This is a genomic window from Mesorhizobium sp. M7D.F.Ca.US.004.03.1.1, assembly GCF_003998635.1.
Lineage (GTDB): Bacteria > Pseudomonadota > Alphaproteobacteria > Rhizobiales > Rhizobiaceae > Mesorhizobium > Mesorhizobium loti.
This window is the reverse complement of sequence record NZ_RZQG01000829.1, coordinates 1-2611: the sequence shown is the minus strand read 5'-3', so window position 1 is coordinate 2611 and position 2611 is coordinate 1. Positions and strand designations below refer to the sequence as shown.

The following is a 2611-nucleotide window of genomic DNA, read 5'->3' as shown; positions in this document are numbered from 1 at the left end:
GGTCTATCTTGTTGCCGATCAAATCAATTATGGCATCGGAAATGAACAGTTCGACGCCGCAGGCAGGAAATTTCTGGCGAAAGCGGGCGGCGATCGGGGCCAGCACGATCGCGCCATAGTCATTGGATGCGGAAACGCGCAGCACACCAGCCACTTCGGTATTGATCTCGCCGACCTCAGCGACTGCCTCTTCAACATCCCGCAGGATCAGAACGCAGCGTGCGTGCAAAAGGCGGCCTGCTTCGGTCGGCTCGAGCCGCCGCGTCGTACGCACGAGAAGCGCGGTCTTAAGCTCGGTTTCAAGGCGGGCGACCTGTTGGCTGACGACGGCTTTCGTGATGCCAAGTCGCTCGGCTGCCCGGGTAAACGAGCCTGCGTCGATCACGGTGGCAAAATAGGCGAGGCGGTTGGGGTTGATTGGTTCCACGTGACGCCTCAGATTGTAAGCTTATGCCATACAGTGTGTATTATTATAGACAATTTATCAATTAATCCAGTGGAGGTACCTTCCGCGCTGTTCGCTCAACCAGAGACGGACCCGCGGACTGCCATCGCGGCCTGACCTCATTCACGCACCGGAGATATTCCATGTTCACGAGGAGACAGATCATGAAGACCTCATTGGCCCTTGGCGCAACCGCCGTTTTCGCCCCCATCGACAGCAGCCAGGCCGCCAGCGCCAAGCTTGGCTGGAAACATTCCCGGCAGGTCCAAACGGCTTCTTCCGTGCTCCGGTGCTGCTGTCGGGACCGAGCGAAGCCCTGTTGATCGACGGCGGCTTCACCTATCCGGACGGCAGGGCGCTCGCCGATGCCATCAAGGCAACCGGCAAGAAGCTGACCACCATCTACGTCACTCAGTCCGATCCCGATTACTACTTCAGCCTGAAGCCGGTGCGGGAGGCCTTCCCGGAAGCAAAAGTGATCGCTGCCTCCACCACGCTGGACGCCATCAAGGGCAATGTGGAAAAGAAGCTCGCCGTCTGGGGCCCACAATTGAAGGAAAATGGTCCGCAGGCGCTGTCCGACATCGTCTTCCCGGAGGCCTTCGACGGCGCAAAGCTGACCGTCGATGGCGAGACTGTCGAGATCGTCAATGCGGAACAAGGACTAGCCAACCGCCGATATCTGTTCGTGCCGTCGCTCAATGCCGTTTTCGGCGGGGTGATGATCTTCTCGGGCGTTCATGTCTGGACCGCTGACACGCAAACCAAGGAAAGCCGCGCCGCTTGGGTCAAGACGCTGGATGCGATCGCTGCCCGCAAGCCCGCCGTCGTGGTGCCTGGCCACATGGCCCTCGATGCCGCGATCGGTCCTTCGGCCGTGGAGTTCACCAGGTCCTATCTGCTCGCCTTCGAGGAAGAGCTGGACAAGGCGGCCGACAGCGCCGCGTTGAAGGCAGCCATGGAGGCCCGCTTCCCCGGCCTCGGTATGGGTGTAGCCCTCGATATCGGATCCAAGGTCGCCAAGGGCGAGATGAAGTGGGGCTGAGATGGCGACGAACCTCGATTTGATCCGCAGAACCTACGAGGGAACTTCCGAGGAGAACGGCCGCAATCTGCTGGCCGTTCTTTCCCCCGATATCGAATGGACCGAGGCGGAAGGATTCCCCTATGCCGGCACCTATGTCGGTGTCGACGCCCTGATGCAGGGTGTCTTCAAGCGGCTTGGCTCGGAATGGACCGGGTATCACGCCGACGTGCACAGCTTCATTGCCGATGGCGAGCGGGTGGCGGCCTTCGGCGTGTATTCCGGTACGTACAAGGCGACAGGAAAATCCATGACGGCTCCCTTCGCTCACCTCTACGAACTGCGGGACGGCAAGATCATCCGTATGCGGCAGTATGTCGATACGGTGCTCGTCGCGCGCGCACTGACCTGACAACCACACAACCCAAGGAGACATCGATGCTGCAACTTAAATCCTTTGCGGCCGCTGCTTTCGCAGTCGTGGCCCTTGCCGCCGTCGCAAATGCGGGAACACCAAGCCCGTCAAGGCAGTGCAGCAACAGGAACTAACCCAGAAAAACAAGGCGCTCGTCCTGAAGGCCTATCAAGCGCTGTTCGGCGATCATGATCTCACCGCGCTGGACCGTTATTGGGCCGAGGCTTACATTCAGCATAACCCGACGATGACGGATGGCCGAGACTCGGTCAAAAAGCTTCTCAAAAGCGTGGGAGTTGCTCATTGGCCGAAACAGACGGTCGACTTCAAGCGGGTGGTCGCCGAAGGCGACCTCGTCATGACCCAGGTCGTTCAGCCTAAAACAGCTGACACGCCCGAAACCGTCATCATGGATATTTTCCGCGTTAAAAACGGTAAGATCGCCGAGCATTGGGACGTGATGCAGCCAGTGCCTGCCAACCCGGCCAACAAGCGCCCGATGTACTGATCCAGGCTTCTAGTCCGGCACCGGCAACCACTCAAAACCCGAAGGAAACCTGCGCCGGTGGCGGCGGGCCGACGCGCACGCCTTCCATGGCCAGCATCTTCTCCTTGGTGACCGAGCCGCCCGGCGCCGAGAAGCCGCCGATCTTGCCGCCGGCGGCAAGGATGCGATGGCAAGGGATGACCAGCGGCACCGGATTGGCGCCAAGCGCCGCCCCGGTCT

At 60.3% G+C, this 2611-nt stretch carries 4 protein-coding genes and 1 pseudogene; 3 read left to right on the top strand and 2 right to left on the bottom strand.

Translation table 11 applies throughout. The features are described 5' to 3' along the window. Positions 1 to 427: LysR family transcriptional regulator (locus tag EN935_RS30535; protein ID WP_164771467.1), on the bottom strand; the 427-nt coding region annotated here is incomplete at its 3' end. A 161-nt stretch (positions 428 to 588) separates the two neighbouring features. Here EN935_RS30535 and EN935_RS30530 point away from each other — a divergent pair. The 3 genes and pseudogenes from EN935_RS30530 to EN935_RS30520 all read left to right on the top strand — a co-directional run bounded on the left by EN935_RS30530 (position 589) and on the right by EN935_RS30520 (position 2392). Continuing rightward, positions 589 to 1490: pseudogene (locus EN935_RS30530) on the top strand (MBL fold metallo-hydrolase). A 1-nt stretch (position 1491) separates the two neighbouring features. Beyond that, a complete protein-coding gene (locus EN935_RS30525) occupies positions 1492 to 1881 on the top strand; it encodes a nuclear transport factor 2 family protein (protein WP_109659940.1) in 390 nt (129 codons plus the stop codon). Between the two features lie 118 nt (positions 1882 to 1999). Next, a complete protein-coding gene (locus EN935_RS30520; RefSeq protein WP_245462902.1) occupies positions 2000 to 2392 on the top strand; it encodes a nuclear transport factor 2 family protein in 393 nt (130 codons plus the stop codon). 31 nt (positions 2393 to 2423) lie between these two features. Here the strand turns inward: EN935_RS30520 and EN935_RS30515 are convergent. Beyond that, a partial coding sequence (locus EN935_RS30515; RefSeq protein WP_164771466.1) for an MGMT family protein occupies positions 2424 to 2611 on the bottom strand: 188 nt, incomplete at its 5' end.